General features: G+C 68.3%; 30 protein-coding genes. 18 read left to right on the top strand and 12 right to left on the bottom strand.

Annotated elements, in window-relative coordinates; genetic code table 11:
• Positions 1 to 36: 36 nt before the first annotated feature.
• The 4 genes from AC5RUK_RS16270 to AC5RUK_RS16255 all read right to left on the bottom strand — a co-directional run bounded on the left by AC5RUK_RS16270 (position 37) and on the right by AC5RUK_RS16255 (position 4271).
• A complete protein-coding gene (locus tag AC5RUK_RS16270) occupies positions 37 to 840 on the bottom strand; it encodes an ABC transporter permease (protein ID WP_494152827.1) in 804 nt (267 codons plus the stop codon).
• Positions 841 to 850: 10 nt separating this feature from the next.
• Positions 851 to 1780 (bottom strand): ABC transporter permease, encoded by a 930-nt coding sequence (locus AC5RUK_RS16265; protein WP_494108255.1) that lies wholly within the window; start codon positions 1778 to 1780, stop codon positions 851 to 853.
• A gap of 181 nt (positions 1781 to 1961) precedes the next feature.
• Entirely contained in the window at positions 1962 to 3158 is a 1197-nt protein-coding gene (locus tag AC5RUK_RS16260; protein ID WP_494152826.1) for an ABC transporter substrate-binding protein, read from the bottom strand.
• 45 nt (positions 3159 to 3203) lie between these two features.
• Positions 3204 to 4271, bottom strand: coding sequence for an ABC transporter ATP-binding protein (locus AC5RUK_RS16255; protein WP_494152825.1), 1068 nt, complete (start codon positions 4269 to 4271; stop codon positions 3204 to 3206).
• A 182-nt stretch (positions 4272 to 4453) separates the two neighbouring features.
• Between AC5RUK_RS16255 and AC5RUK_RS16250 the strand changes: the two genes are divergently transcribed.
• Together AC5RUK_RS16250 and AC5RUK_RS16245 are read left to right on the top strand one after the other, a co-directional pair.
• The gene (locus tag AC5RUK_RS16250) at positions 4454 to 5239 is read left to right on the top strand and encodes a winged helix-turn-helix domain-containing protein (RefSeq protein WP_494152824.1); all 786 of its coding nucleotides are present in this window, start codon (positions 4454 to 4456) and stop codon (positions 5237 to 5239) included.
• On the top strand, positions 5236 to 6045 hold the full coding sequence (locus AC5RUK_RS16245) for a cache domain-containing protein (RefSeq protein WP_494152823.1): 810 nt from the start codon (positions 5236 to 5238) through the stop codon (positions 6043 to 6045). Before AC5RUK_RS16250 ends, AC5RUK_RS16245 begins: the two co-directional genes overlap by 4 nt.
• Positions 6046 to 6179: 134 nt before the next feature.
• Here AC5RUK_RS16245 and AC5RUK_RS16240 read toward each other — a convergent pair whose 3' ends face one another.
• The 3 genes from AC5RUK_RS16240 to AC5RUK_RS16230 all read right to left on the bottom strand — a co-directional run bounded on the left by AC5RUK_RS16240 (position 6180) and on the right by AC5RUK_RS16230 (position 8800).
• Positions 6180 to 6644 carry a hypothetical protein gene (locus AC5RUK_RS16240; protein WP_494122455.1) on the bottom strand — a complete coding sequence of 155 codons (465 nt, stop codon included), beginning with the start codon at positions 6642 to 6644 and terminating at the stop codon, positions 6180 to 6182.
• A gap of 10 nt (positions 6645 to 6654) precedes the next feature.
• Positions 6655 to 8217, bottom strand: a complete 1563-nt coding sequence (locus tag AC5RUK_RS16235) for an SDR family oxidoreductase (RefSeq protein WP_494152822.1) — start codon at positions 8215 to 8217, stop codon at positions 6655 to 6657.
• A gap of 67 nt (positions 8218 to 8284) precedes the next feature.
• Positions 8285 to 8800 (bottom strand): DUF6328 family protein, encoded by a 516-nt coding sequence (locus tag AC5RUK_RS16230; RefSeq protein WP_493987733.1) that lies wholly within the window; start codon positions 8798 to 8800, stop codon positions 8285 to 8287.
• Between the two features lie 181 nt (positions 8801 to 8981).
• Between AC5RUK_RS16230 and AC5RUK_RS16225 the strand changes: the two genes are divergently transcribed.
• The 6 genes from AC5RUK_RS16225 (at position 8982) to AC5RUK_RS16200 (ending at position 13560) form a co-directional block, all read left to right on the top strand.
• Positions 8982 to 9803 (top strand): DUF4397 domain-containing protein, encoded by an 822-nt coding sequence (locus AC5RUK_RS16225; protein WP_494152821.1) that lies wholly within the window; start codon positions 8982 to 8984, stop codon positions 9801 to 9803.
• A gap of 95 nt (positions 9804 to 9898) precedes the next feature.
• Entirely contained in the window at positions 9899 to 10591 is a 693-nt protein-coding gene (locus AC5RUK_RS16220) for a class F sortase (RefSeq protein ID WP_493987735.1), read from the top strand.
• 64 nt (positions 10592 to 10655) lie between these two features.
• Entirely contained in the window at positions 10656 to 11228 is a 573-nt protein-coding gene (locus AC5RUK_RS16215; protein ID WP_493987736.1) for an RNA polymerase sigma factor, read from the top strand.
• On the top strand, positions 11215 to 12003 hold the full coding sequence (locus AC5RUK_RS16210; RefSeq protein WP_494152820.1) for an anti-sigma factor domain-containing protein: 789 nt from the start codon (positions 11215 to 11217) through the stop codon (positions 12001 to 12003). Before AC5RUK_RS16215 ends, AC5RUK_RS16210 begins: the two co-directional genes overlap by 14 nt.
• Before the next feature lie 67 nt (positions 12004 to 12070).
• Positions 12071 to 12874 (top strand): TspO-related membrane protein, encoded by an 804-nt coding sequence (locus AC5RUK_RS16205; RefSeq protein WP_494152819.1) that lies wholly within the window; start codon positions 12071 to 12073, stop codon positions 12872 to 12874.
• 125 nt (positions 12875 to 12999) lie between these two features.
• Positions 13000 to 13560, top strand: a complete 561-nt coding sequence (locus AC5RUK_RS16200; RefSeq protein WP_494152818.1) for a Dps family protein — start codon at positions 13000 to 13002, stop codon at positions 13558 to 13560.
• A gap of 111 nt (positions 13561 to 13671) precedes the next feature.
• On the opposite strand, the gene AC5RUK_RS16195 is transcribed toward AC5RUK_RS16200, so the two are convergent.
• The gene (locus tag AC5RUK_RS16195) at positions 13672 to 14490 is read right to left on the bottom strand and encodes a CPBP family intramembrane glutamic endopeptidase (RefSeq protein WP_494152817.1); all 819 of its coding nucleotides are present in this window, start codon (positions 14488 to 14490) and stop codon (positions 13672 to 13674) included.
• A gap of 77 nt (positions 14491 to 14567) precedes the next feature.
• The gene (locus tag AC5RUK_RS16190; protein ID WP_494108244.1) at positions 14568 to 14843 is read right to left on the bottom strand and encodes a hypothetical protein; all 276 of its coding nucleotides are present in this window, start codon (positions 14841 to 14843) and stop codon (positions 14568 to 14570) included.
• 299 nt (positions 14844 to 15142) lie between these two features.
• On the opposite strand from AC5RUK_RS16190, the gene AC5RUK_RS16185 reads away from it, so the two are divergent.
• Genes AC5RUK_RS16185 through AC5RUK_RS16155 form a run of 7 tightly spaced genes read left to right on the top strand, consistent with a single transcriptional unit; the run spans position 15143 to position 21325 of the window.
• On the top strand, positions 15143 to 16234 hold the full coding sequence (locus AC5RUK_RS16185; RefSeq protein ID WP_494152816.1) for a polyprenyl synthetase family protein: 1092 nt from the start codon (positions 15143 to 15145) through the stop codon (positions 16232 to 16234).
• Between the two features lie 5 nt (positions 16235 to 16239).
• Positions 16240 to 17124 carry a phytoene/squalene synthase family protein gene (locus AC5RUK_RS16180; RefSeq protein WP_494152815.1) on the top strand — a complete coding sequence of 295 codons (885 nt, stop codon included), beginning with the start codon at positions 16240 to 16242 and terminating at the stop codon, positions 17122 to 17124.
• Positions 17124 to 18812 (top strand): phytoene desaturase family protein, encoded by a 1689-nt coding sequence (gene crtI / locus AC5RUK_RS16175; protein WP_494152814.1) that lies wholly within the window; start codon positions 17124 to 17126, stop codon positions 18810 to 18812. Before AC5RUK_RS16180 ends, crtI begins: the two co-directional genes overlap by 1 nt.
• On the top strand, positions 18809 to 19189 hold the full coding sequence (locus tag AC5RUK_RS16170) for a lycopene cyclase domain-containing protein (RefSeq protein WP_494152813.1): 381 nt from the start codon (positions 18809 to 18811) through the stop codon (positions 19187 to 19189). Before crtI ends, AC5RUK_RS16170 begins: the two co-directional genes overlap by 4 nt.
• Positions 19186 to 19605: a lycopene cyclase domain-containing protein gene (locus tag AC5RUK_RS16165; RefSeq protein WP_494152812.1), complete on the top strand. Its 420-nt coding sequence runs from the start codon at positions 19186 to 19188 to the stop codon at positions 19603 to 19605. Before AC5RUK_RS16170 ends, AC5RUK_RS16165 begins: the two co-directional genes overlap by 4 nt.
• Positions 19602 to 20459 carry a prenyltransferase gene (locus tag AC5RUK_RS16160; protein WP_494152811.1) on the top strand — a complete coding sequence of 286 codons (858 nt, stop codon included), beginning with the start codon at positions 19602 to 19604 and terminating at the stop codon, positions 20457 to 20459. Before AC5RUK_RS16165 ends, AC5RUK_RS16160 begins: the two co-directional genes overlap by 4 nt.
• A 56-nt stretch (positions 20460 to 20515) precedes the next feature.
• Complete coding sequence (locus AC5RUK_RS16155; protein WP_494152810.1) at positions 20516 to 21325, top strand: glycosyltransferase family 2 protein; 810 nt, start codon at positions 20516 to 20518, stop codon at positions 21323 to 21325.
• On the opposite strand, the gene AC5RUK_RS16150 is transcribed toward AC5RUK_RS16155, so the two are convergent.
• The gene (locus tag AC5RUK_RS16150) at positions 21270 to 21662 is read right to left on the bottom strand and encodes a VOC family protein (RefSeq protein ID WP_494023495.1); all 393 of its coding nucleotides are present in this window, start codon (positions 21660 to 21662) and stop codon (positions 21270 to 21272) included. The genes AC5RUK_RS16155 and AC5RUK_RS16150 overlap by 56 nt on opposite strands.
• Positions 21663 to 21832: 170 nt before the next feature.
• On the opposite strand from AC5RUK_RS16150, the gene AC5RUK_RS16145 reads away from it, so the two are divergent.
• The 3 genes from AC5RUK_RS16145 (at position 21833) to AC5RUK_RS16135 (ending at position 23518) form a co-directional block, all read left to right on the top strand.
• Complete coding sequence (locus tag AC5RUK_RS16145) at positions 21833 to 21976, top strand: hypothetical protein (protein ID WP_494152809.1); 144 nt, start codon at positions 21833 to 21835, stop codon at positions 21974 to 21976.
• Between the two features lie 128 nt (positions 21977 to 22104).
• Entirely contained in the window at positions 22105 to 22848 is a 744-nt protein-coding gene (locus tag AC5RUK_RS16140; protein WP_494152808.1) for an ANTAR domain-containing protein, read from the top strand.
• Positions 22849 to 23293: 445 nt separating this feature from the next.
• Positions 23294 to 23518 carry a hypothetical protein gene (locus AC5RUK_RS16135; protein ID WP_494152807.1) on the top strand — a complete coding sequence of 75 codons (225 nt, stop codon included), beginning with the start codon at positions 23294 to 23296 and terminating at the stop codon, positions 23516 to 23518.
• Here AC5RUK_RS16135 and AC5RUK_RS16130 read toward each other — a convergent pair.
• Positions 23515 to 24915: a dihydrolipoyl dehydrogenase family protein gene (locus AC5RUK_RS16130; RefSeq protein ID WP_494152806.1), complete on the bottom strand. Its 1401-nt coding sequence runs from the start codon at positions 24913 to 24915 to the stop codon at positions 23515 to 23517. The genes AC5RUK_RS16135 and AC5RUK_RS16130 overlap by 4 nt on opposite strands.
• Positions 24916 to 25047: 132 nt before the next feature.
• Complete coding sequence (locus AC5RUK_RS16125) at positions 25048 to 25989, bottom strand: DMT family transporter (protein ID WP_494152805.1); 942 nt, start codon at positions 25987 to 25989, stop codon at positions 25048 to 25050.
• Positions 25990 to 26198 lie beyond the last annotated feature (209 nt).

The following is a 26198-nucleotide window of genomic DNA, read 5'->3' as shown; positions in this document are numbered from 1 at the left end:
CCGGAAACCGGGAACCCGCGCCGTTCCTGCTGTTGCCTATTTCTTGTCGTCTCCGGTCATCCGCTGGCTGAGGTAGACAGGGATCATCGACACGATGATCAGCACGGCGGCGATCACGTTTACCACCGGTGCCTGGTTGGGCCGGGCCATGTTGTTGAAGATCCAGATGGGCAGGGTCTCCGTTCCGGGCGGTGCCGTAAACGTGGTCACCACGATCTCGTCGAAGCTCAACGCGAAGGCCAGGAGGCCGCCGGCCACGAACGCCGAGCGGAAACCCGGGAACGTGACCTGGAAGAAGGTCCTGACCACGTTGGCGCCCATGTCCATCGCGGCCTCCTCCAGGCCCTTGTTCATCCGGCCCAGCCTGGCCTGCACGTTGTTGAACACCATGACGATGCAGAACGTTGCGTGACCCACGATCACGGAGAACAGCCCGAGGCCGATGCCGAGCGGCTCCAACACTGTCTTGAACGTGTTGTTCAGTGCCACGCCGGTGACGATGCCGGGCAGGGCGATGGGCAGCACCACCAGCAGGTTGACGGTGTTCTTGCCGAAGAAGTCGTACCGGGAAAGCGCGAACGCGATCATCGTGCCCAGCAGCAGCGCAATCACCGTGGCTACCGCGGCCACGCGAAGCGACGTCCAGAGGGCCTCGCGGACGCCTTCATTGTGGAAGGCGGCCTCCCACCAGCGGGTGGTGAATTCCGTGATGGGGAAGGCGCCGGAGGTGGTGGCGTTGAACGAGTTGAGGATCACCAGCAGCAACGGCAGGTAGATCGCGGCCATCACCAGCCCGGCGAAAAGCCGCAGCGTGAACTTGGCGGAGGAGGAAAGTCTCATCGGTCTGTTCCTAAAGCTGCTTGAGGGCGCCGGACTTGCGGGCCAGGAAGAGATACAGGACAACCACCACGATGGGCACGGTGCCGAATGCGGCGGCCAGCGGCGGATTGAGGTTGATGTTGGAGGCGATCACGGTGCCGATCACCTGCGTCTTGCCGCCCACGAACTGCGCGGCGATGTAGTCGCCCAGGCTCAGCGAGAACGTGAAGATGGACCCGGCGATGAACGCCGGCTTCAGCAGCGGGACGGCCACGGTGCGCACGGTGGACCACGCCTTCGCGCCCAGGTCCGAGGAGGCATCGAACAGGTTGTCCGGGATTTGGCGGAAGGCCGAGTACACCGGCACGGCCATGTAGGGGAACCACAGGTAGGCCAGGGTGATGATCAGTGTCGCGGTGCCGTAGCCCGGCCCGGTCATGCCCAGCGGCGCCAGCAGCCAGTCCAGCGGCCCGCCGCTCATGAACGTGATGCGCCAGGAGAACACCTTCACCAGGTAGCCGGCCCACAGCGGCAAGGTGATGCCGATGGCCAGCACGGCCCGCATCCGCGGCGAGGCGACCTTGGCCATGTAGAGGCCCAGCGGCAGCGCCAGCACGGCGCACAGCACCGTCACGGACAGTGCGATGCCGATGGTCCGCAACGCGGTCAGTTGGTAGGCCGGCACGGTGAGGATCTCCACGAAGTTCTCCACGGTGAACGCCGGGATCACTTTGGAGGTGAAGGTGTCGGTGGTCCAGAACGCGGTGATGAACAACAGGATCAGCGATCCGATGTACAGCACGCCCAGCCACGCCAGCGGCAGGGTCAGGAGTGCGGCCAAGCGCAGTTTCGGGCGGCCGTACAGCAGTCGGGAGATCCGGTCGCCCAGTCCGCCGCGCTGGCTGCCCGGCGCCGGGGCGGTGCCGGCCGCGGCCTCCGGTTCAATCGTTGGTGCTGCCATGGTGGTTTCCGGCGGGCTTGCCCGCCGTTCCTCCTTCAGATGCGGTGCTGATCAAGATGCGGTGCGCACGGCCGGCGGGGCACCGGCGTCGTGCTGGGGGAGTGCCTCCATGGCAGGGGTACGACGACGGTGCTCACCGCGCGCCGCACCCCTGCCTGGGGAGGGGTGCTGGAGGGAGGGGTTAGCCCTTGACCTCGGTCCAGGCCTTGGTCCACTCCTGGTAGTTGGTGCAGGTGGCATCCGTGCGGCCGTCAATGCACTGCTCCACCGGGGTGGTCCACATCCACACCTGCTTGTAGTAGTCCTCGTCCGTGGCGTGGTAGGTGGCGCAGTGCTCCTCGTTCTTCTTGGAGCCTTCGCACGCCAGCGCGTTGGCCGGTGCCATGCCGAAGTTCTGGGCCATCTTGGCGTTCACCTCGGCGGAGGAGGCCCAGTCCATCCACTGGTAGGCGCAGTTGGGGTTCTTGGACTGCGCGGAGAGCATCCACGTGTCGGACCAGCCGGTGGCGCCTTCCTTCGGCAGCACGGACTCGACCTTTCCGCCGTCGGCCTGGGCGATGTTCACGATGACCTGCCAGCCGGTGCCCAGGGACGCGGTCCCGGAGGAGATGGAGGAGACGGCCTTCAGCGCATCGTTCCAGTACTCGCCGGCGATGTCGTTCTGGGCCTTGAGCAGTTCCACCGCTGCGGCAAGCTGCTCCTGATCCAGCGCGTAGGGGTTGGTGATCCCCAGATCCGGCTGCGTGGCCATCAGGTAGAGGGCCGCGTCGGCAATGAAGATCGGCGAATCGTAGGCCATGATCTCGCCGGCGTATTCGCTGTTCGGGTCCCAAGTGGCTTCCCACGAGTCCGGGGCTTCGGGCACCGCCTCGGTGTTGTACATCAGGACGTTGGCGCCGCGGCCGATGGGAACGCCGTAGGTCTTGCCGTTGAGCGTGTCGTAGATCTGGCCCTTCAGGCCGTCCACGATGTGGCCGAAGTTCGGGATCAGGTCGGTGTTGATCGGGGCCACGTCGCCGCCGGCAATCAGGCGCAGCGAGGCGTCGCCGGAGGCCGAGACCAGGTCGTACTCGCCGGTGCGCATCAGCTGGACCATCTCGTCGCTGGTGGCGCCGACCTTGCGGTTGACCTTGCACTGGGTCTCTTTTTCGAACTCGGTGACCCAGTCGGCGTCGGGATTGGTGGAGCCGTCCTCGACGAAGCCGGCCCAGGCGATGATGTTGACTTCGCCCTCGGAGTCGCCCACCTCGGTGGCCACAGGTAAGTCCGGGACTTGGATGCCGCCGGCGGACGAAGCGGGAGCGGAGCCGCCGCAGCCGGCCAGGACCAGCGAGAGCGAGGCGAGTGCCGCCAGCGGCAGTGCCTTGGTGATCTTCATGGGGTGCCTTTCCTTCGGGTGCGTAGTGATGTAGTTGGTGCGGGACTAGACGGTGTAGTTGAAGCGCGAGGACCACTGCAGCCGGACCCGGTCGCCGCGCCGGGCGCCGGAGGCACGGGAATCGTTCGGCTCCTGGACAATCAGGGTCTGGCCGACGGCGGTGCGCGCCACGAAGCGGGTGGCGGGACCGGTGTAGATGACCTCCTCGATCACCGCATCCACGGTGGAGAGGCCATCGGCCGCCGCGGGCTCGTCCGCGGGGCGGATGTGGATTCGCTCCGGCCGAATGCTCAGCAGCGCCTCGGAACCGGTGAGCTGCTGGGCCAGTGCGCCCTCCACCAGGTTGGTGTTGCCGAGGAAGGACGCAACGAACCGGCTGCCGGGGCGTTCGTACAGATCCTCCGGCGTGCCCACCTGCTCCACCACTCCTTCGTTGAACACGGCGACGCGGTCCGAGAGCGTGAGCGCTTCTTCCTGGTCGTGGGTGACGAAGACGAACGTGATTCCCACGGTGCGCTGGATCTGCTTCAGCTCCACCTGCATCTGTTCGCGCAGCTGCTTGTCCAGTGCGCCGAGGGGTTCGTCCAGGAGCAGCACCTGCGGACGCAAAACCAGCGCCCGGGCCAGGGCAACGCGCTGGCGCTGGCCGCCGGAGAGCTGGGAGGGCAGCCGGTCGGCCACTTGGGGCAGGCGGATCATCTCCAGTGCCTCGTTCACGAGCTTGCGGCGCTCGGTCCGCGGCGTCTTGCGCAGCTTGAGCCCGTACTCCACGTTCTGCGCCACGCTGAGGTGCGGGAAGAGGGCGTAGTCCTGGAAAACGGTGTTGACGTCGCGTTCGAACGGCGCCTTGGACGTGACGTCGCGGCCGGCCAGGTCGATGCGGCCGGAGCTGGGCAGCTCGAAGCCCGCGATCATCCGCAGCACGGTGGTCTTGCCGGAGCCGGAGGGGCCGAGCAGCGAGAAGAACTCGCCCTGGCGGATGTCCAGGTCCAGACCCTTCACGGCGGTGAAGTCGCCGAAGGTCTTCACGACCTGCTGCAGGGAGATGGCAGGCGTAGCGGTGGCCGCCGCGCTGTCCGGGGCAGTGGATGCGGAGGTGGCTGTGGCGTGCACGGCTGGGTCCTTTCAAGAGGCTGATGTGGCGTGGACTACATCGTCATGCGTTAACCTATGAAACCAGAGGTTAAATGTAAAGCGGGTCACATCGTGTAGATTTTTTGTTACGGGCTGTTCCGGTGGCGGCCCTCCGCCGCGTCCTGCCGTCCTGCGGGCGGTCCGTCTGGAAGGATCGACGCATGCCCACGGATTCCCCGCCACGCCAGCGCTTGCTCGCCGCGGTCTTCGCCCCGCTGGGTGAGGGCGGCAAGGCGCAGCGCGTGGAGGACCGGATTCTGGAAGGGATCGCCGCGGGTGTGCTGGCCGACGGCGACCGGCTGCCCAGCGAGGCCGAGCTGGCTTCCTCGATGGGGGTGGCTACCGTGACGGCCCGGGAAGCCTTGGTGGGCCTGCGTTCCCGCGGGCTGGTGGCCACCCGGCGGGGCCGCGAAGGGGGTACCTTCGTCACCGTCCCCACCGGACGGCGTGCGGAACTGGTCCGTGACCGCTTGGGCCGGATGAGCCGGGTGGAGCTGCGCGACCTGGCCATCCATTACCGTGCCATTGCCGCAACCGCCGCCGAACTGGCGGCGGATTTTGCGGACCCCGACGACGCCGAAATGCTGCGCCGGATCCTGCAGGGCTCCCGTCCGTCAGGCACCGGCGGGGCCGTCGTCGGTGATTTCCTGTTGGAGCTGGCAGCGTTGAGCCAGTCCGCGCGGCTGACGCGTGAGTTCGTCCGGCTCTACAAGGACTTTGGTCCGTTGATGTCGCTGCTGCACGAGGACGCAGAGTTCGACGCCAAGATGGTGCAGTTGTGCGACCACATTGCCGACGCGGTTGCCGCAGCCGATGCCGCGACGGCGCGTGAAACAGTGACCGCGCAGATCCAGGCCGGATTGGCGGCGCTGATCGATGAACATGCCCGGCTGACCGACCGGCCCTCCGGCCCGACGCCCGCTACCGCCCAAAGGAGGACGGGATGAGTTCCATGACCGAACCGGAAGCGGCGCGTGCCGCGGATCCGCTCGCCGAGGTCACCGGATTCTTCGAAGACATCCTGGCCGAAGTCAACGCCTGGGTACCGGTCCTGGCCGGGCTGTTTGGGGACCCGGCGAGGCCGCCGGGCGGCAGGCAGATCACCACGACCATGCAGCCGCTGGCCGCTGAGCTGGTGGGGAGGGCGGAATGGCCCGTGGTCGGCGCCGGCTTTGTTGCCGCCGCCCACGTCGTGGCCGACGCTTCCTGGCACATGGCGTGGTGGCAGGGCGAAAGCATGGAGCGGCTGGTCTTGCCCGCCCTGGCATCGGCGTCCGACGCCTACATGCGGCGTGAGTGGTTCAGCCGGCCGATGGAAACCGGCCTGCCGCATGTCACCGGACCCTACGTGGACTTCCTCTGCACCGACGAATACACCATGACCATGACGGTCCCGGTCGCAGCGGGGGAGCGGCGCGTCGGCGTGGCGGGAGCCGACGTCTTTGTCGAATCGCTGGAACCGCTGCTGCTGCCGGCGCTGAAGAGCCTGCACCCGGCCGCGGCCCTGGTCAACCGTGCCGGCCGCGTGGTGGTCTCCGCCGACGCCCAGTTGGCCGCCGGCACGCTGCTGGCACCGGGTGCCGTGTCAGCGTCCGGTCCGGAGGAAGGGGATGGCGGCGAGCCGGGAAGCCCGGCCGGTCGTCCGACCCGGCCCCGGACCGTGGCGCCCCGCGGCGACCGGTACGCCGGCCGGGAGCTCGTCGTGCTGGCCTGCGGCCGGCTGCCGCTGGCGGTTGTCTACCCGCAGGCTTAGGCCCGGAACCGCCGCAGGCGGTCCTGGCTCGAAGACCTTCCCGGGAAGGCCGGGGGTCCGGGGTCGTGCTTGCCGGGATCAGGCGACGGGACCGCGCCGGCCAAGGTCAGCCGCCGGGGTCCCGCCGACCGGGATCACGTGCCCGCGTCCCGCTGGCCGGGGGCGTTTGCCTCGTGGTTCCGGAGCCCGTGAGTGCGCCGGTCCTCTTTCATACCGGCCTCGAACAGGTGCTTGCGGCCGCCAGCCAGCGCCTCGCGTGCTTGCCGCTCCAGCTCCTTGAAGGGGCCGTAGTAAATTTCGTCGTACTCGTCGATGATCTGGAACGTCCAATGTCCCTCGATGACGTTGCGGCCCACGATCTCCCGGTCGACCGTCTCGGCCAGCTGATGGTGTCCTGCCTTGCGCAGCAGCTCCACGGCCTCGCCCAGCGCCAGGTCGGCCGTACCGGTGAGCCGGTGAAAGCCGTACAGCAGGCCGCGGGCGTGTTCCACCGCCTCCAGCGCCTCGGAGATCTTGCCCAGGGCCTCAAGGGTGGCGTCGTCGAGGCCCTCGGGGCGTCGGTACTTTTCCGCGGGCCCGTCGTCCGGTCGCTCGTTCATGCTGGGCACTCTAGCCCTTGCCGGCCATCGCGTCACCGGCAGCCCCGCGCCCGGCGGCGTCACCAACGGTCGCGTCACCGGCCGTCCGGAGCCCGGCGGCCCGGCGGATGATGTTGCGGGCCATGGAGGGGAAGATCAGCCCGTGGAAGGGGAGCACCAGCCACCAGTAGAGCTTGCCCGAAAGGCCGGTAGGGAAGTAGATCGCACGCTGCCGGTACACGCTGCCGCCTTCCTCGGGAACCACCGACAGCTCCAGCCAGGCCTGGCCCGGCACCTTCATCTCCGCGTGCAGCCGCAGCAGCCGGCGCTCCGGTGCGTCCTCGATGGCCTCCACCCGCCACCAGTCCACCGCGTCGCCGACGCTGAGCCGGTCGGCATGCCAGCGGCCGCGGTTGAGCCCGGCGCCGCCCACCAGCTTGTCCAGCACGCCGCGGATGGCCCAGGCGGCGGGCCACGAGTACCAGCCGCTGTCCCCGCCGATCCCCTGGATCACCCGCCAGACGTCCTCGGCCGGAACGGTGGACCCGCGTTCCCGCGCGTCCACGAAGACGGTCCGGCCGGCCCACTCCGGGTCGCTGGGCAGCGGGTCCGACGGCGGGCTGTTGGAAGCATTGGTCCAGCTGGTCTCCACCTCGCCGCTGGCCATCTTGCCCAGAGCCAGTTGCACCGCGCGGCGATAGCCGGTCAGCCCGCCCTCGGGCGGGGGAATATAGCGGTCGATGTCGTGCTCCGCGGAGACGGCGTCGTGCTGGAGGGACTGCACCAGCGGCACGGCCATGGCGTGCGGGATCGGGGTTGTCAGCGCCACCCACCAGCCGGCCAGCGCGGGAGCCGGAATCGGCAGTGCATAAATCAGCCGCCGCGCCAGTCCGGCCTCGCGCGCGTACCCGTACATCAGTCCCGCGTAGGTGATCCGCTCCCGGGAGCCGATGTCGAACGTGCGGTTCAGTCCGGCCGGCAGCTCCGGCGCCCGTTCCAGGTAGTGCAGCACGTCGCTGATGGCGATCGGCTCCACGATGCGCTCCACCCAGCTGGGCGCCGGCATCACCGGCAGGTTCTCCGCCAGATGCCGGATCATCTCGAAGGAGGCGGAACCGGAGCCGATCACGACGCCGGCCTGGAAGACCGCCGCCGGCACCTCGCCTTCCAGCAGGGCCCGGCCCACGGCAGCCCGCGAGCGCATGTGGCGGGAGAGTTCGACGTTTTCCGGATGCAGCCCGCCCAGATAGACGACCCGTTGCGCCCCGGCCGCCGCAGCGGCGGCGGCGACCGTGCGGGCTATGGCCAGTTCGCGTCCTTCGAAGTCCGTTCCGGAGGCCATGGAGTGCACCAGGTAGAACACGGTCTGCACGCCGGCGCAGGCCCGCTTGGCATCGTCGGGGTCGGCGAGGTCGCCGGCAACGATGTCCACGTCGTCGTGCCACGGAACCGCCGCGAGCTTGCCCGGTGAGCGGACCAGGACGCGGACGGCGTAGCCGCGGGCCAGCAGGCGCGGAACCAGCCGCCCGCCAATGTAGCCGGTGGCACCGGTGACCAGCACCAGCTGCGGCGTCGGTTCCGGTTCAGTGGCCATGCCGCCATGCTTCCACTCGCGCCGGACCCTGTCACGGGGTCAATGGCCCGGAAAGCGCCGCAACACGTCAGTCGCTGGAGCGCGCCTCTGAACCCCGCAGCCCGCGCTGCAGCAGGTACGGCAGGATCCACAGCAGGAAGAACATCGCCACCAGGACGCTGCCGCCCACCGCCAGGGCAGGGACGTCCCCGGCGACCACGTCCACGATGAACGCCACGCAGCCGGTGGCCAGCAGCCCGATGCCCAGCACCGCGACCTTCACGATCCGGTGCCCGTGCGCCACGGTCGCGTCTTTGAGGTGCAGCCCGAACAGCTTGCGGTGGATCGCCACCGGCGTCAGGATCACCCCGGTCATGAGCGCCGCGAGCACCAGCAGCGCAATGTACAGACCCACCTGGTACGGGGCCAGATCGCTGAAGCGGCTCTGGAACGGAAGCGTCATCAGGAACGCCGTGATGATCTGCGCGCCGGTCTGCATCACCCGCAGTTCCTGCAGCAGTTCGTTCCAGTTCCGGTCCAGCTTCTCCTCGAAGGTCTCGGTCCGGCCTTTTGAGTGTTCGTTAACGCGATCTTCCGTAGCCATAGGAAAAACTTAGCCTCTTCCGCGGCTCTGCATGGAACGGACGACGACGGCGGTGCTCGCCACCGCTGGCGATGGCTAAAAAAAACTTTCATGAAAGTGCATCCAAATACCCTGCCCGGACAGTAGTAGGGATGTAAGCACCGACCAGCCCGGAGCATCCGGGCCGTTGAAGGAGAAGGAAATGCGCAAGAGCATCGTTACCGTTTCAGCCCTGGGGCTTCTGGCACTCGGCGCGGCAAGTCCCGCCCAAGCAGCGGAACAGGAAGCCCAGCTTTCGGTCCTGCACGGCGTCCCGGATATGACCGTGGACGTGTGGGTCAACGGCGAGCGGACGCTGGATGATTTCGCTCCCGGCGACCTGGCCGGCCCGCTGGCCCTGCCTGCCGGCGCGTACTCGCTGGCCATCACCGCCTCGGACGCCGAGAACGCCGACAGCCCCGCCATCGGCCCGGTGGATGTCCAACTGGAGGGCGGCGGCAACTACACGGCCGTGGCCAACCTGGACGCCGAGGGCAATCCCACCGCCAACCTGTTCGCCAACGACGTCTCGGCCATCGACGCCGGCAAGGGCAAGCTGACCGTGCGCCACACGGCCGCCGCCCCCGCCGTCGATGTGCTGGCGGGCGGATCACCGGTGATCGAAGGCCTGTCCAACCCGAACGAACAGACCCTCACCCTGGACCCGGGCACGATCTCCGCGGCTGTGGCTGCGGCGGGCACCACCGAACCGGTGATCGGGCCGGCCGACGTGCCGGTGGCGGAGGGCACCCACACGGTCGTCTACGCCTGGGGCAGCCTGGAGGACGGCAACCTGGCTCTTGCGGTGCAGAACATTGAAGGACTGCATTCCGCGCCGGGCGCCGTGCCGGGCGGCATGTCGGGCGCCGCCGCGGAGGCCGGCCCGGACTACACCATCGCCGCGGTTGCCGGCGGAGCAGTGCTGATGCTCCTCGGCACCGGCGCAGTCGCCCGTCGCAGGCTGGCGGTTCGCACCACCGACTGACTGCGACGGGTCTGAAGAAGCCGGCGGCGCCAGCCCGGGGCGCCGCCGGCTTCCATCGCTCCGGCACCAGGCAACCACCCCTTGAGGAAAGAATCATGACCGTACTGACGACGACGATGGGCACCCGCGCAGGGCTCCTGTGCTGCGGTGTCTTGATCGCCGCTACCGGCTGTGCCGCACCGCTGCAGCCGGCCGCGAGCCGGCAACTGGTACCGGCCGCTTCCCCGGCAGCTGAAAAAACCCCAGCCGGGCCCGTGGATACCGCGGTCCCGCTGGTCGAAAAGATCCCGGATCCTGCGGATATCCCGGTGCAGCCCGCCGCACCACTGACCACCGCCAGCGACGAGACACCGCCCACCCGGCTGCTCGTGGCCGGTACGTCAATCGATGTGAGCGTCGTCGACGTCGGCGTCAATACTGATAACGCCATGGAAATCCCCGAGTCGGTTAAGCAGGCGGGTTGGTACCGCTACGGTGCCGCGCCGGGTGACCGGACGGGGACCGCGGTGCTGGCGGCCCATGTCGACACCCTGACGGGCCTGGCTCCCTTCTCCGAACTGAGGCAGCTCGAGCCGGGCACCCTCATCACGGTCGAACGGGAGGCGGCCGAGCCCGTTACCTACCGAGTCACCGAGGTGTCGCTGATGGACAAGGACGATTTCGACGGACAGGGGATCTTTCGCCGTGATGGAAAACCGCTGCTCAAGCTGGTCACCTGCGGTGGCCAATGGCTGGACGCACGAAAGGATTACAGCCACAATGTGGTTGTCACGGCAGTTCCTGACTGACTTCTCCGGTCCTTCAACACCTGTTTGCGTGGCGTTTCCTCCCACCACCAGGAAGGACGCAGGCTTGGTACCTCATCCTTTCGATGCGTGGGACACGGACATCGATGCGGCCTTCGCTGCCGGCGAGGAGTCTGCCATCGCCGATGCTTACCGGCACCTGGCCCCGCTCGTCCACACGCTGGCCGCCAGGGCACTGCGGGACAAGTCCTCGGCGGACGACATCACGCAGGAAGTATTTATCCGGGCCTGGCGAGCCCGGGAAGGATTTGATCCCGCGCTCGGCCGGTTGCCGGCGTGGATCGTGGGAATCACCCGCCGCGCCATCGCTGATGCGTATTCCTCCGCCGCCCGGGAGCAGCACAAACTCCGGGCCGTTTCGGCGGTAATGCCTGACCCCGAATTCGCCCGGGACGCACAGTCGCCGGAAGTCCTCGCAGACCGCCTGCTGCTGGACGACGAGCTGGAGCGGCTGGGCGAACCCAAGGGCTCCATCATGCGCTTGGCGTTCTACGAGGATCTGACCCACGAGCAGATCTCCCACCGGCTGGACCTTCCCGTTGGTACCGTCAAGAGCCATATTCATCGCAGTTTGCACCACCTGAGGAGCCGTTTGGAGGTCGGCCATGCAGCATCTTGATCCGGAACTGATCAGCCTGCTGGCGCTGGACGACGCCGTCGGCAACCAGTCCGACAGGGACCATCTGCGCCACTGCAGCCAGTGCTCGGACGAGTACCAGGCGCTCCGCCGGGCGGTGGAGGCAGTGAGGGCCGACCCCGAACCGACCCTGGACTCACCCGGCCCGGCGGTCTGGGAAACCATTCACCGGGAGCTGGCGCTTTCCCCCGAACTGGCCGCGGACCCTTTGCAGGGCCGTGCAGAAACCGCCCCGGCGGGGCGCCGGCCGTTCCGGACCCCGTCATCCCAGGGGGTGCCTGCCAAGCCCCAGGCTGCCCGACGCCTCCCGGCCGGACCTCCCTCCTCCCGGCGCCGGCCCTCCCGGCACCTGCCCGCCTGGCTGGCCGCCGCGGCGGCGGTGGCGATCATTGCCGCCATCGGCATCTCCTGGGGCGTCACCCGCGACGCCGCCACCCTGGCGCAGGCGGCGCTGGAGCCGCTGGAGCAATACGCGGCCACCGGAACGGCCCGGGTGGTGGAAGCCAACGGCATCAGGGAACTTGAGATCCGGCTGAGTGAGAACGAGGCGCAGGGATATCAGGAGGTGTGGCTCATAGCGCCGGATTTGTCCGCCCTGGTCAGCCTCGGCGTGATGGAGTCGGACACCGGTAGGTTCGCCATCCCGGAAGGGCTGGACCTGTCGCAGTTCCCCATCGTCGATATTTCGGACGAACCGTTGGACGGTAACCCCGAGCACTCCAGCGTCAGCATCGTCCGCGGCACCCTCGACACCTAGCTGTCCCTCCGGTCAAGACAGGAAAGTCTCGCAGCGCACCTAACATTCGTCGACAGCCGGAGGAATCATGCAGCAGCAAACGGAGACGAGGACCGGACCGGCCGTGCCGATCCTGGTGTTGGTCAGTTCCCTGGTGGCCATAGCCGCCGCCTTCCTGGGCAGCGGGGCGCTCCTGGGGACGCCGATTCAGGAGGCGGCAGGGGGTTGGTTGAACGAAGACTCGACGCCGCTGGCCCCTGCCTCGGCGGCCTTCCGTATCTGGTCGGTCATTTACCTGGGCCTGCTGGCCTACGCGGTGTGGCAACTGCTGCCGGCGCAGCGGCAGTCGGAACGGCACGCGGCCTTGCGGCCCTGGGCCGTGGCGGCCATGCTCCTGAACGCGGCCTGGATCTGGGTGGTGCAGGCGGGCCTGTTGGTGTTCAGCCTGACGGTGATCGTTGTCCTGCTGGCGGTGCTGGCGCGCATCCTCGTGCTGCTGGTCTGGTCGACTTCCGGCGCGTGGCTGGACACCCTGATCACCGACGGCACCTTCGGGCTGTACCTGGGCTGGGTCACGGTGGCCACGGTCGCCAACACCTCGGCCGTCCTCGCGGCGTCCGGGCTGGACGGCATGGAGCTGCCGGTGACCTTGCTATCTTCCATCGTGCTCGCCGTCGCGGCGGCGATCGGCGTCGGAACCGCCCTGTACAGCCGCGGCCGGATGGCCCCGGCCCTGGCCACCACCTGGGGCCTGGCGTGGATCGCCGTCGGACGACTGGATGGCGGGCTGGTCGACGAGGGCACCGCGATTGCGGCCGGCATCTGCGCGGCGGTGGTGCTGGTCTCCGCCGTCGTTATTCGGTTCATTGCCAGGGGAGCCCCGGGAGATTAGTAAGCGTGCTGAATTTCGCCCTTGGCTGACGGAAGCGGCTCCGACGGGACGAAACCGCCGGCCGTGGCTAGGTTGGAAATAGCAGCACGCCGACAAGCGGCAGCACCTACACAAGGAGGTTTCTCATGGCGGAAACGAACCGATCGAAGGCAAGCTACACCGTACCGGGGCTCGAAATTGAAGAGGGTGTCAAGGTCGCGGACCTCTTGCAGATGCGGCTTCACGCCCTCAATGACCTGCAGCTGACGCTCAAGCACGCACATTGGAACGTGGTGGGCCGCGACTTCATCGGCGTCCACGAAATGCTGGACCCGCAGATCGAAAAGGTCCGCGCCATGATCGACGCGACCGCCGAGCGCATCGCCACCTTGGGCGTCTCGCCGAACGGTTTGCCCGGCGCCCTGGTCAAGGAACGCAGCTGGGATGACTACGACATCCACCGTGCCGGGACTGCCGAGCATCTGGCCGCCCTGGACCTCGTGTACAACGGCGTGATCTCCGACCACCGCGAGGCCATCGAAACCGTCGGCGAGATCGATCCGGTCACGGAGGATATGCTGATCGGCCAGACCGCCGAGCTAGAGCTTTTCCAGTGGTTCATGCGCGCACACTTGGAAAACAGCGCCGGTGAACTTGCTACCGAAGGCGCCAAGACCGAAAAGGGTGCGGCCAAGAAGACGAAGTAGCCCGGCGGCGGCCTACCCGCGCGCCAAGCCGCACCAGGGCCCGGCGACACTCCCACTGCAGGGAGTGTCGCCGGGCCCTTTGCATCCTGGGTGCGGGCGGGAGCAGAGGGGTCAGTACAAGAAGATCGGCAGCCAGTCGCGGTTGTGCGCGTGGACCAGCGCCAGGAACAGCACGAAGTCGAAGATCAGGTGCACGGATACCACGTAGGTGAACGACTTCGTCAGCTTGAAGGTGTAGCCCTGCAGCAGCGCGAACGGGAAGGTCAGCAGCGGCCCCCAGGCCTGGTATCCGATTTCCCACAGGAAGGACGAGAACACGACGGCCTGCAGGATGTTGGCCAGCCAGTCGGGAAAGTGCCGGCGCAGCAGCGTGAAGGTGGTGCAGATGAAGAACAGTTCGTCCCAGATGCCCACGGCGTTCACGCCGAGGAAGAGCCGCCAGAAGATCGTGGGGTCGGAGGCATCCGGCCAGTTTTGGTAAACGCCCGTGCTGACGAGGTACACCGGCAGGATGAAATAGCCGAGCGCCACGACGCCGATGAGGTACAGCTTGGCAGACAGCGGCCATTTGCGGCCGGTGTTGATCGGGAATCTGATGATCTTCTCGCGGTAGACGAACCTGGACACCAGCCACGGCACCAGGACGGCCAACGCGAGGGCGCCGCCCATCAGGGCCATGTGCCCGATGCTCAGGTCGGCGTTCAGCGGGACCAGGCTGATGATCAGCATTCCCGCGGCGATCAGCCCGAGGTGCCGCACAAACTCCAGGTCGACCAGCGCCGCCGTAGCAATGCTTAGCGCGAGCAGGCTGTAGCCAAGGGGGCCGTTCTCGACGGCAAAAAGCAGCACGCCAGACGCCGAGAGGAACACCGCCGGCACCAGTTTCCAGCTCAGCGCGGTCCGGGGCGGTTCGGTCGAGATTGTTGTCACGCAACCAGCATGGCAGCACAGCCGCCCGCGCGGAAACCGTTGTCGGCTTAGTGCCCGGCTGGTTCCACCAGCGACGGCTAGTGGTGGCCGGCCTTGGCGGTGCCGAACATCAGCGTGCGGCGCTTGATGTCGTAGTACACGGTCTCCGCGGTGGAGAGGAGGTCCTGAAGGTTGTCGGCGTCGTCGGCGTCCAGCGTCAGCACCTCTTCCCACGCGCCCTGGTCGAGGACCAGCTGCAGGGTCCAGGTGCCCGGGGCGCCCGGCTCGCCGGCCACCCAGGTGAACTGGTAATGGCTGAGCTGGCGGACCTTGATGCTGTCGTCGGTGACAGGTTGTTGCGGTGTCGGTGTCATGGTTTTTTCCTTTTCGCGAGGAAGCCTTGACCGGCCTCACATGGCGCCGGGGTCCGGACGATATACCCCAACGATGCTAAGTGTGCTTACCACTTTCCATGATGGGACAGCCGCTGGCAAGCCTTTGGCCGACATTGGCGCCCGGCCCGCCAAAACGACCAGCTACTTGGGGATCCGGGCCCCGCCAACCGGTGGCAATGGTCGCGTACTGGGGCGGAGTGACGCACACTATGGAACAACGAATTTGCAGAACTGACGGGGGCAGCCATCGCGTCCCCACCTTGGGGAGAAGGTCAGTCATGACTCTGGACGCCGAAAGCCGCGCGAGCGCCGGGGCAGCGTCGGACTCCTGTGACTGGCAACGCCTAGGTCCCCTCGTCGAGTCGGAACTTCAGCGTTTCGCGGCAGGGAATCGCGCCCGGGCCGGCACGCTTTCGCGTTCCTTCCCCGTGCTGTGGGACCGCATTAATGCTGCGCTGGGTGGCGGCAAGCGGATGCGGCCCAGGATGGTGCACCTCGCCTATAGATCCTTCGGCGGCGAGGATCCGCGCCGCTGTGCCAGGCTTGCGGCGGCGTTCGAGCTGCTGCACACGGCGCTGGTAGTGCACGACGACGTCATTGACAGGGACTTCCTCCGCCGCGGCTTGCCGACCATCGGAGCCCGTTACCGGGACGACGCCGTGGGTCTCGGGCTGTCCCGTGCCGAGGCCGAACATCTGGGCCACTCGGCGTCGATCATTGCCGGCGACCTCCTGCTGACCGGTGCCCTGCGGATGGCCGGCAGCTCCGGCGCGGGGCTGCCGTGCGCCGACGTCCTGATGGATACGGTCCACGACGCCGTCTTTGCCTCCGCGGCGGGCGAACTCGACGATGTCCTGCTGTCCGCCGCGACGGGGAGCCCGCTCCTGGGTGACGTCCTCGGCATGGAAAGTTTGAAGACGGCGGCCTACTCGTTCGAGGCGCCGCTGAAAGCCGGGGCGCTGTTGGCCGGCGCCGACGAGCAGCCGGCCGAAGCGCTCGCCGCGGTGGGTCGCCGCATCGGCCTGGCCTACCAGATCGTGGACGACGTTCTGGGGACATTCGGGGAGCTCGGTACCACGGGCAAGTCTGCCGAATCCGACCTGCGCGAAGGTAAACGCACCGTGCTGACCGCGTATGCGGCAGAGGCGGATGGGTTCGACGGCCTGCTGGCTGCGTTTCGGCGCGGCGCGGCGGGGGTCGGCGAGGTCCGCGCGGCGCTCAAGGACTGCGGGGCCGACACGCAGGCAATGGGGCTGGCCCGCAGCCTGGTGGACGAAGCGCTCGAGGAGTCCCGCAGCCTGCCGCTGGACGCCGGCGCGTGGAGCGAACTGGCACGGGTCTGCAACCACGTGTTGACGAGGGGGAACTAGCGGCCATGGAACCGAACCCGCTGCTCCGCTATACCGACGCCGCCGGCCGGAGTGCCGGCGTCGTGATTGCCCGCTATTCCACGTCCTTCGGCCTGGCGTGCCGGCTGCTCGGGCCGGAGGAACGCCGGCACATCGCCAACATCTATGCGCTGGTCCGGGTGGCCGACGAAGCGGTGGACGGTGCGGCTGCGGCGGCGGGGCTCGACGCCGTGGCCGTGCGCGACCAGCTGGACCGGCTGGAACACGAGACCGAAACCGCGCTGCTGACCGGTTACAGCACCAACATGGTGGTGCACGCGTTCGCGGGGACGGCCCGCGCCTGCGGCATTGGCGTCGACCTGACCCGGCCGTTTTTCGCCTCGATGCGCGCGGACATTACGGTGGCCGAACACACCGCCGATTCGCTGGTGGACTACATCTACGGCTCCGCCGAAGTGGTGGGGTTGATGTGCCTGCGGGTGTTCCAAACGATGCCGGGTGCGATGCCCGGCCGGGACGACGAGCTCGCCGCCGCCGCCCGCCGGCTCGGCTCCGCCTTCCAGAAGGTCAACTTCCTGCGCGACCTCGCCGCCGACCGGGCCGAACTGGGCCGCTGCTACTTCCCGCTGTCGGGCGCCGAGGCATTGGACGAGGAACGGAAGCTCGCGCTGGTGGCCGACATCCGCGCGGATCTTGCTGCCGCACAGCGGGGCATCGGGCTGCTCCCGCCCGGCGCCTGCACCGCCGTCGCACTGGCCCATGCCTTGTTCAGCGCGCTGGTGGACCGGCTGGAGCGGATACCGGCGGACGAGATGCTCTCCCGCCGGGTGCGTGTCGGCACGCCGCAGAAGGCGGCGATCGCCCTGCGGATCCTTACCCGCCAGCGGCTGCGCGGAAGGAGCGCCGCCTGATGGGCCCGGCGTCGTTCATGCACAGGCTGACCCCTCGCCCACGGGCAGCGGGAACGGCTCCGCAGGCCGGCGGCGCCGCAGGCCAACCGGTGGTGGTGATCGGCGGCGGGGTCTCGGGACTGGCAACGGCCGGGCTGCTGGCCCGGGCCGGGCACCGCGTCACCCTGCTGGAGCAACGCTCCGGGCTGGGCGGCCGGGCGGGACGGCACGAGCGTGACGGCTTCCGTTTCGACACCGGCCCGTCCTGGTACCTGATGCCGGAGGTGATCGACCACTGGTTCAAGCTGATGGGCACCAGCGCCGCGGACCAGCTGGAGCTGGTGAGACTGGACCCCGGCTACCGCATCTGGTTCGAGGGGTATCCGGCGGCCACGGAAGTGCGCTCGGGCCGCGACAACGTGGCGGGACTCTTCGAAGGCCTGCAGCCGGGGTCCGGGCCGGCCTTGCACCGCTACCTCGATGAGGCAGCGGAAACGTACCGGCTGGCCAAGGAGCACTTCCTGTACGACGACTTCGCCAGCCTGCGCAACCTGGCCCACCCGCACGTGCTGCGCCGGGCGCCCCGGCTGACCAAGCTGCTGGGCTGGAGCCTGGACCGCTACGTCCGTGAACGGTTCACGGACCCGCGGCTGCACCAGGTGCTGGGGTACCCGGCGGTGTTCCTGGGAACCAGCCCGTACCGTGCGCCGGCGATGTACCACCTGATGAGCCACCTGGACCTGGACGACGGCGTGTACTACCCGATGGGCGGGTTCGCCGCCTTGGTCGATGCGATGGAGCGGCTGGCGCGGGAGGCCGGCGTCCGGATCGAAACCCGGGCCACCGCCCGGCGGATTCTCACCGCGCAGTCCGGCGCGAAGGCCCGCTGCGAGGCGGTGCTCTGGTCGGATGCCGACGGCGCCGAACACCGGACGGCGGCGGGCGTCGTCGTCGCCGCGGCGGATCTGCACCACGTGGAGACCGCGCTGCTGCCGGCGCACGTGCGCAGCCACCCGGAACGGGTGTGGCGGCGCCGCGACCCCGGACCCAGCGCCGTGCTGGTCTGCCTGGGCGTGCGCGGGGCGCTGCCGCAGCTGGCCCACCACAACCTGCTCTTCACCCGGGACTGGAGGGAGAACTTCAGCCGAATCCGCGCCGGGCGGGCGTTGGCACGGGAGACCTCCATCTATGTCTGCAAACCCAGCACCACCGACGCAGGCGTGGCGCCGGCCGGGGACGAGAACCTGTTCATCCTGGTTCCCGCACCGGCGGCGCCGGCCTGGGGCTCGGGCGGGGACGACGGTTCCGGGGCGGCCGTCGTGGAAGCGGTCGCGGAAGCTGCCATCGACCAGCTGGCCGCCTGGACGGGCGCGGCTGACCTGCGTGGCCGGATCGTCGTCCGCCGCACCTACGGCCCGGCGGACTTCGCGGACGGCTTCAACGCCTGGCGCGGCGGTGCGCTGGGTCCGGCGCATACCCTGCGGCAGAGCGCCTTCCTGCGGCCGGGCAACAGGAGCCGCCTGGTGGACGGGCTGCACTACGCCGGCAGTTCGGTCCGGCCGGGCATCGGCGTGCCCATGTGCCTGATCAGTGCCGAGCTGGTGCTCAAGGCCGTGCAGGGGATCGGGACGCCCGGGGCACTGCCGGAACCGGACCTGGCGGCGCCCGGCCAGGCGCCGTCGTCGGATGGTGCGGGGAGGAGCGCATGATCTACCTGGCCGTGCTGGTGGCGCTGCTGGGCTGCATGACCCTGCTGGACGCGCGCTACAGGCTGTTCTTCTTCGCCCGGCCGATCGCGGCCGCCGTCACCCTAACCATCGGGCTGGCCTACTTCCTGGCCTGGGACGTCTGGGCGATCGCGCTGGGAATCTTCGTGTACCGCGACTCGCCGCTGATGACCGGCATCATGCTGGGCCCGGAACTGCCGCTGGAGGAGGCCTTCTTCCTGGCCTTCCTCTGCTACCAAACCATGATCCTGTTCACCGGTCTGCTGGCGTGGGGCCGGCACCGGCGGGGTGTCGGCACGGCTGGACCGCAATTGGTCAGCCACGACGACGGCACGTCGGCGGGCGGTGGTACGGCGTGAGTTTTCTGGAGCTGAACTGGGTCTTCCTCGGCGTCGCGGCTGCCGCGGCAGTGGCCGCGGTGCTGGCCAGGCGGGTGCCCCGCGGGGCTGCGGCGGCGGCCGGCCTGTCCGTCGCGGCGCTGTGGGTGCTCACCGCCGTGTTCGACAACGTCATGATCGCCTCCGGGCTGTTCGACTACGGCGGACACACGCTGGCCGGACTCCGGATCGGCCTGGCGCCGATCGAGGACTTTGCCTATCCGCTGGGCGCGGCGCTGCTGCTGCCCGCGCTGTGGCTGATGCTCACCGGAGGGGATCGCCGCCGTCGTGCCGATGACGGGGCCAGCGGCCGCGCCGACCGCGCCAACGGTCTCGATACCCGACACGGTCCCGACCGCGCAGCCGACCGGGCCGACGGGGGAGGGGAGTCGCCGTGATCCGCGAACTGGTCATCACCTCCCGGCCGGTGTCTTGGGTCAACACCGCCTACCCCTTCGCCGCCGGCTACCTGCTGGCCTCCGGCGGCATCGACTGGCTGCTGTTGGTGGGCACCGTCTTCTTCCTGGTCCCGTACAACCTGGCGATGTACGGCATCAACGACGTCTTCGACTACGAATCGGACCTGCTCAACCCGCGCAAGGGCGGGGCCGAGGGCGCGGTGGTGGACAAGGCCCGTCACCGCGCGATCCTGCAGGCCAGTGCCGTGGCCACAGTGCCGTTCATCGCGGTCCTGGCGGTAGCCGGCAGCGTGGCGTCCAACCTGGTGCTGCTGGTCTCGCTGGCCGCGGTCTACGCGTACAGTGCGCCGGGGCTGCGGTTCAAGGAACGGCCGTTCCTGGATTCGCTGACCTCCAGCACGCACTTCGTCTCGCCCGCGGTCTACGGGCTGGTCCTGGCCGGCGCCGGCTTCACCCCGGGGCTGTGGGCGCTGTTGGCCGCGTACTTCCTCTGGGGCGTGGCCAGCCATGCCTTCGGCGCGGTGCAGGATGTGGTCCCGGACCGCGAGGCCGGGCTCGGGTCGATCGGCACGGTGCTGGGTGCCCGCCGTACCGTGCTGGTCTCCGCCGCTGCCTATGCGGCCGCCGGACTGCTGATGCTGGCCACCGATTGGCCGGGCCCGTTGGCCGGGCTCCTTGCCCTGCCCTACCTGGGCAACGTGCTGCGCTTCGCCGGGATCGACGACGCCGGCTCGCCGGCCGCGAACGCGGGGTGGAAACGGTTCCTGTGGCTGAACTACGTGGTCGGTTTCCTGGTCACGATGCTGCTGATCTGGTACGCGGGAGTCCGGTGAGACCGCGGGGCGACGGCGCCGCTCAGGTCCGTCCCGAGGGTCGCCATCAAACCATCATGATCGTGGTGATCCCGGTGCTCGACGACGCCGCGGCGCTCGCCGAATGCCTCGCGCTGCTGGGGCGGCAAACTCGTCCGGCCTTCGAGGTCGTCGTCGTGGACAACAACTGCACCGATTCCTCGGCCCACGTGGCACGGGCGGCCGGGGCGCGCGTCGTCGTCGAACCACGTCCCGGCATCCCGGCCGCATCGGCTGCGGGCTACGACGCCGCCACCGCGGGCTTCGAGGCCGCCACCGCGGGCCACGACGCTGCCACATACGGTGTCATCGTCCGCTGCGACGCCGACACCCGTCCCCCCGCCGACTGGCTGGCGCGGATCGGTGCGGCCTTCGACGCCGATCCCGGCCTCGACGCGCTGACCGGGCCGGGCGTGTTCTACGACCTGCCGCGGCCGGTGGCCCGGCTCGCCTCCGCCGCCTATGGCTCCGGCTATCGGTTCGGCGCCGGCCTCGCGATGGCGGCCCTGCCGGTATGGGGATCGAACTTCGCCATGCGACGGACCGCCTGGGAACGGGCGAAGGCAGGCATCCACCGCGACCGGCCGGACATCCACGACGACCTGGACCTGAGCTTCCAGCTGGCGCCGTGGGCGCGGATCCGGTTCGACCGGCGGCTGAGCGTCGGCGCCGCCGGGCGGATCTTCGCCGGCAGGGCCGCGTTCACCAAGCGCTTCCGGTGGGCTTCCACCACCCTCACGGTGAACTGGGCGGTCCAGCCACCCGGGCAGCGTTGGCGGCAGCGCCTACGCTTCAGGCCTCCGGAGCGGAGGAGTGCAGCATCTCCAGATAGTGCGGGTTCTGCATGATGCCGAGCACGTTGCCGAACGGATCAACGACCGAGGCCGTGACAAATCCGTGTCCGCGTTCCGTGACGGGCTCCAACTCTTTTGCGCCCTTCTCCAGCAGGCGCTGCCGCACGGCCCTCACATCGTCCACATGCCAGTAGAGGATCGCGCCGCCCGGGTCGATGGCGTGTCCAGGCGGAGCGTGCATGGTGTCGATCAGCCCCAGCTCATGCTCGTAGTCGCCGACCCGGAACTCCGCATAACCCGGCTGCTCAAAGTAGGGCTTCTTGCCCAGCAGGTCGGAGTACCACTCGACCGCCGCCGGCAGGTCGGGGGTGTAGTAGCTGACCGTACTCATTCCCCGCAGCATGAGTCTCCCTCCGAAGGATTGCCGAAGCCGCCCCACACGCCCGGACCGCTGTGATGGTTGGACGCTACCGCACATCGACGTCCCTGTCTGCCCTACAGTTGCCGTAGCGCGGCCAAGGCAAAGTACGACGGCGCGCCCGTGCCGGGAACGGAGCAGAAATGGACTGGGCTGACCTCCTGGTTGGTGTGGCGGGTGGCCTCGTCCTGGTCTATTTGGTGCTGCTGGCCTGCCTGTGGTGGTACGCCCGTCGGCATCCGGAGACCGTGGCAATGCGCGACGCCCTGCGGCAGGCGGCGGCATAGGCCCGGGCGAAGCAGATCCGGCGCCGGCGGCCGTCCCGAGCAGCAGCCGAATCGCATACTGCCCTAGCTGTGACCCACCTCACGAGGTGTAGCGTGGAGCGTACGCCGGAGCATCAGTGGAGGGCATCATGGCACGCGAATTTTATGATGATTCCGAGACGACGGTCAAAGATTTTCTTCACGGACTGGCTGCCGACAGTGCGGACATCGAGGCGTTCCTGAACGCAGTCGCCCGTTTGGCGGTGCACAATCTGTCCCGACCCGGCGAGGAGCTCCTGAGCGGTATCACGCTGCTGCGCCACAAGAAGGCCGGCACGGTCGCCAGCAGCAGCGATCGTGCGCAGAAGATGGACGAAATCCAGTACGCCTATTCGGACGGACCCTGCCTGCGCGCAGCCCGTGAGCACACGGTTGTCCATATCGCCGACCTGCAGGTAGAGACCACTTGGCCTGCGTACACCAAGGTCGTTTTGGCCCAGGGCATTCGGTCCATCCTGGCCGTGCCGATCCCGCTCGAAACCGGGGACAGCGCCGGGCTGAACCTCTACTCCGACCTGCCGCGGAGATTCGATGCGGACGCCCTCAAGGCTGCCGAGCAGTACGCGCACCAAGCCTCCCAGGCGCTGTCCCTGGCCGTCCGGCTGGCCCGCCACCGCGAGACCGAAGCGGACCTGAAAGCGGCGCTGGAATCCCGAACGACCATTGCCGTGGCCGTCGGGATCATCATGGGCCAAAGCCGCTGCAGCCAGGACGAGGCGTTCGCGATGCTGAAGTCTGCCTCCAATACGCGCAACATCAAACTCCGTGATCTGGCGTCCGACATCGTAGCCTCTACCGGAGCCCCCTCCGCCGAAACCCACTTCGATAAATAGCCGGCGACCGCATCGCCCAAGCCCTTGAGCAGCGGGTGATGTTCTTGTACCGTTGGGTCCGGTTAAGCAGTTGGCCATCGATCCACTCTTATGGAGCGCCGATCATTGGTTCACAAACTGCGTGTGCTTGTCAGGATTGATATGGACCGTGTCTCAGCGGTCATCGAGGTGGGCGGTTGCCTGACCGCCGACAGCTGCACAGCGCTTTTACCTCTTGTCCAACGCATGGATCGCCTGGCCCACGGAATGGTGGTCACGGTCGATCTGTCCGAGGCGCAGCACATTGAGCGCCGCGGCCTGGAAATGCTCGAACGGTTCAGCGCCGGAGAAGCAGTTGATGCGACGCAGGCCGCGCCTTTCACCGCACGTTGGCGATCGCCGTCCCCGCAAATCTTCCCGAGTGCCCCGCCTTGCCCATGGCCCGGGCACGATTCCAAGGAGCGGCATGAACAGCATCAAGTCAACGTCCGAGCCTTCACCGTTTCCGCGCGATCTGTCGGTTCTTTCCACGGACCAGCTGCTGACGCTCAGCAACCAATGCTTCGAACAGCTGGACTGCGAACATCCGGCACGGGACGCGCTGGTCCAGTACTACGTACTTACCGCGGAGCTTGAGGTCCGGGACGCGGCCGTGGAAGACGCTGACAGGGGAAGCCGCCTTGGCGCCTAGTCCTCCAGCCACGCAGGTGTGAACAACAGGTTTAACCCCTCGGAGATGGTGGGGTGCGTGATGATGGCATCGCGCACCGCGGTGAAGTCCATCCCGCCGATCATCGCCATCTGCAGCACCGCGATCGCCTCGCTGGCCCCAGTTCCCAGCAGCGCGGCACCCAGGATCTTGCCGGTCTTCCGGTCCAGCACGGCCTTCCATTCACCGTCCAGCTGACCGAGGGTCCGGGCGCGGGGGATCGCGCTCACGGGCATCCTCGCGATACGCACCTCGTGGCCGGCGTCCCGGGCCTGTGCCTCCGTCATCCCCACCCTGGCGAGCTCCGGCGTCGTAAAGACGGTGTAGGGGATCAGCCGTCCCTGGGCGGACCGGGGCTCGCCCTCGCCCCGGGCGGCAGCCAGGTTGGTTTTCAGGATCCGGTAGTCGTCGTAGGAAGCGTGGGTGAACTGCGGCGAGCCAGCCGCGTCGCCGGCGGCCCAGACGCCGTCGGCCGTGGTGCGCAGCTGCGTGTCCACCTGGACGAAGCCCTTGTCCGTCAGCTCGACCCCGGCCTTCTCCAGCCCCATCCCGTCCGTCATCGGCCGGCGTCCCAGCGCCACCAGCACGTCGTCCGCGGTGACGGTCTCCCCGGTGGACAGCGTCACGGTCGCGCTCCCGTCGGCGGCGCGCTCGATCTTCTCCGCGGACGCCTCGAGCTTCAGCGTGATCCCGGCGTCGGCGAACTTCCGGGCCACCAGCTCGGCCACGTCGGCGTCCTCCCGCGGCAGCAGCTGCCCGGCGCGCTGGATGACCGTGACCTGCACGCCGATGGTGTTCAGCAGGTCGGCGAACTCGCAGCCGATGTAGCCGCCGCCCAGGATCACCATGCTCGTCGGCAGCTGCTCAAGGTGCAGCAGGGTGTTGCTGGTCTGCACCCTGGATTCGGCCAAGCCGTCGATGTTGGGCAGGGCCGGCTCGGTGCCCAGATTGAGAACGACGTCGGTGCCGCGCAGGAGCCGGGCGCCGCCGTCGTTCAGTGCGACTTCCACGGTTTTTTCGGCCACGAACTTGGCCTCGCCCAGGATAAAGTCCATGCCCGACCCCGTGAACAGCTTCTGCTGCCCGGCGACCATCGTGTCCACCACGTCCTCCTTGCGGCGGCGCAGCAGCTCGAGGTCCATCCGTGGCTGCTCCGCGCCTGCCACGCCGAACTCGGCCGCCCGGCGCACGGTGTCCAGCACCCGGCCGGACTGGATGAGGGTCTTGGTGGGAATGCACGCCACATTGATGCAGGTGCCGCCTACCATCGCCCGCTCCACCATCGCCACCTTCTGGCCGGACTTGGCCAGGTCCATCGCCAGCGACTTGCCGGCCTTCCCGCCGCCGATCACCAGCAGGTCGAAATCCTCGGGTTCCATATCCATCCTTCCCTCGGTTAACCGTCAAGGCTCATGCGCACACTCACCGCACGCGCCGCCTTACAGCGCATCATGCCGCCTTAAAATCACCCTACGCCGATGGGCGGCGGGCGCTTCCGCCGAAATGTCGGCTCAGGGAATCTCCTCGGCGGCCGAATCTTTGCGAGGTTCGAGGGTGTGCCGCGAGTCTTTGCGCCCGGCGGTCCTCGTGTCCCGGGTGGTGAAAAACACGCCGCACATCACCAGGGCCGCGCCGAGCAGCTGCATGCCGCTGATGCTCTCGTTCAGCAGCAGATACGCACCGAGCATGGTGAAGACCGGCACGAAGTTCAGGAACACGGACGTCTCGGACGCCCCCAGCACGGCAACGGCCCGGTTGTACAGCATCAGGGCAATCACCGACGGGAAGACGCCGAGATACACCAGCCCGGACCAGTGGCCTCCGCCGATCTGCGGGACTCCCACGATCAGCCACTCCGCCGCCATGACGGGCAGCAGGATCATGACCGACAGTCCGGTCATGACCAGGACCGCCCCGTAGGACGGGAACAGATGCAGATACTTCTTCACCGCGATCGAATAGACCGCCCAGGACACCGCGGCCGCTGCCATGATGGCGTCGCCGATGTTCCAGGACAGGTCTGCGAGGCTCATCAGCTGCCCGTTGGTCACCACCCACAGCGCCCCGCACATGGAGAGCACGACGCCGAACCACTGGATCGCCCTTAGCCGTTCGCGCAGCAGCCAGAAGCTCAGGGCCACCGTTGCCGCCGGAACCGATGCCTCCAGCACGGAAACGTTGGTGGCCGAGGTGAATTGGAGGGCGCTGTAGATCAGCGTATTAAAGAGGGCGACTCCCGTGAGCGTCAGCAGCAGCAGCGGTTTGCGATGCTGGAGGAACAGTCGACGGGACTGCCAGGCGCTGCGGTATCCCAGCGGGAGCAGCACCAGGAAGGCAATGAAGACCCGGAAGAACGCGATGGTTAAAGGTGGCAGGTCGCTGAGCGCTTTGCCGGTCAGGATATTGCCGGCATAGAAGATGACCACCAGCAGGAGGAGGACGTAGGCGCGCATTCTCCTCCTAGGGTCGGTTTCCGGCGCTCGTTTCACACACCCTACGTGCTAAACACTGCGCCGGGCCGCAGCCTGGCGGCGCCCGGGGGGGGGGGGGGGGGGGGGGGGGGGTGGGGGGGGTGGGGGGGGGGGGGGGGGGGGGGGGGGGGGGGGGGGGGGGGGGGGGGGGGGGGGGGGGGGGGGGGGGGGGGGGGGGGGGGGGGGGGGGG

The organism is Arthrobacter sp. Y3223065 (genome assembly GCF_059090885.1).
The sequence above is the reverse complement of the archived record's forward strand: the minus strand, read 5'-3'. Positions and strand labels throughout refer to the sequence as shown.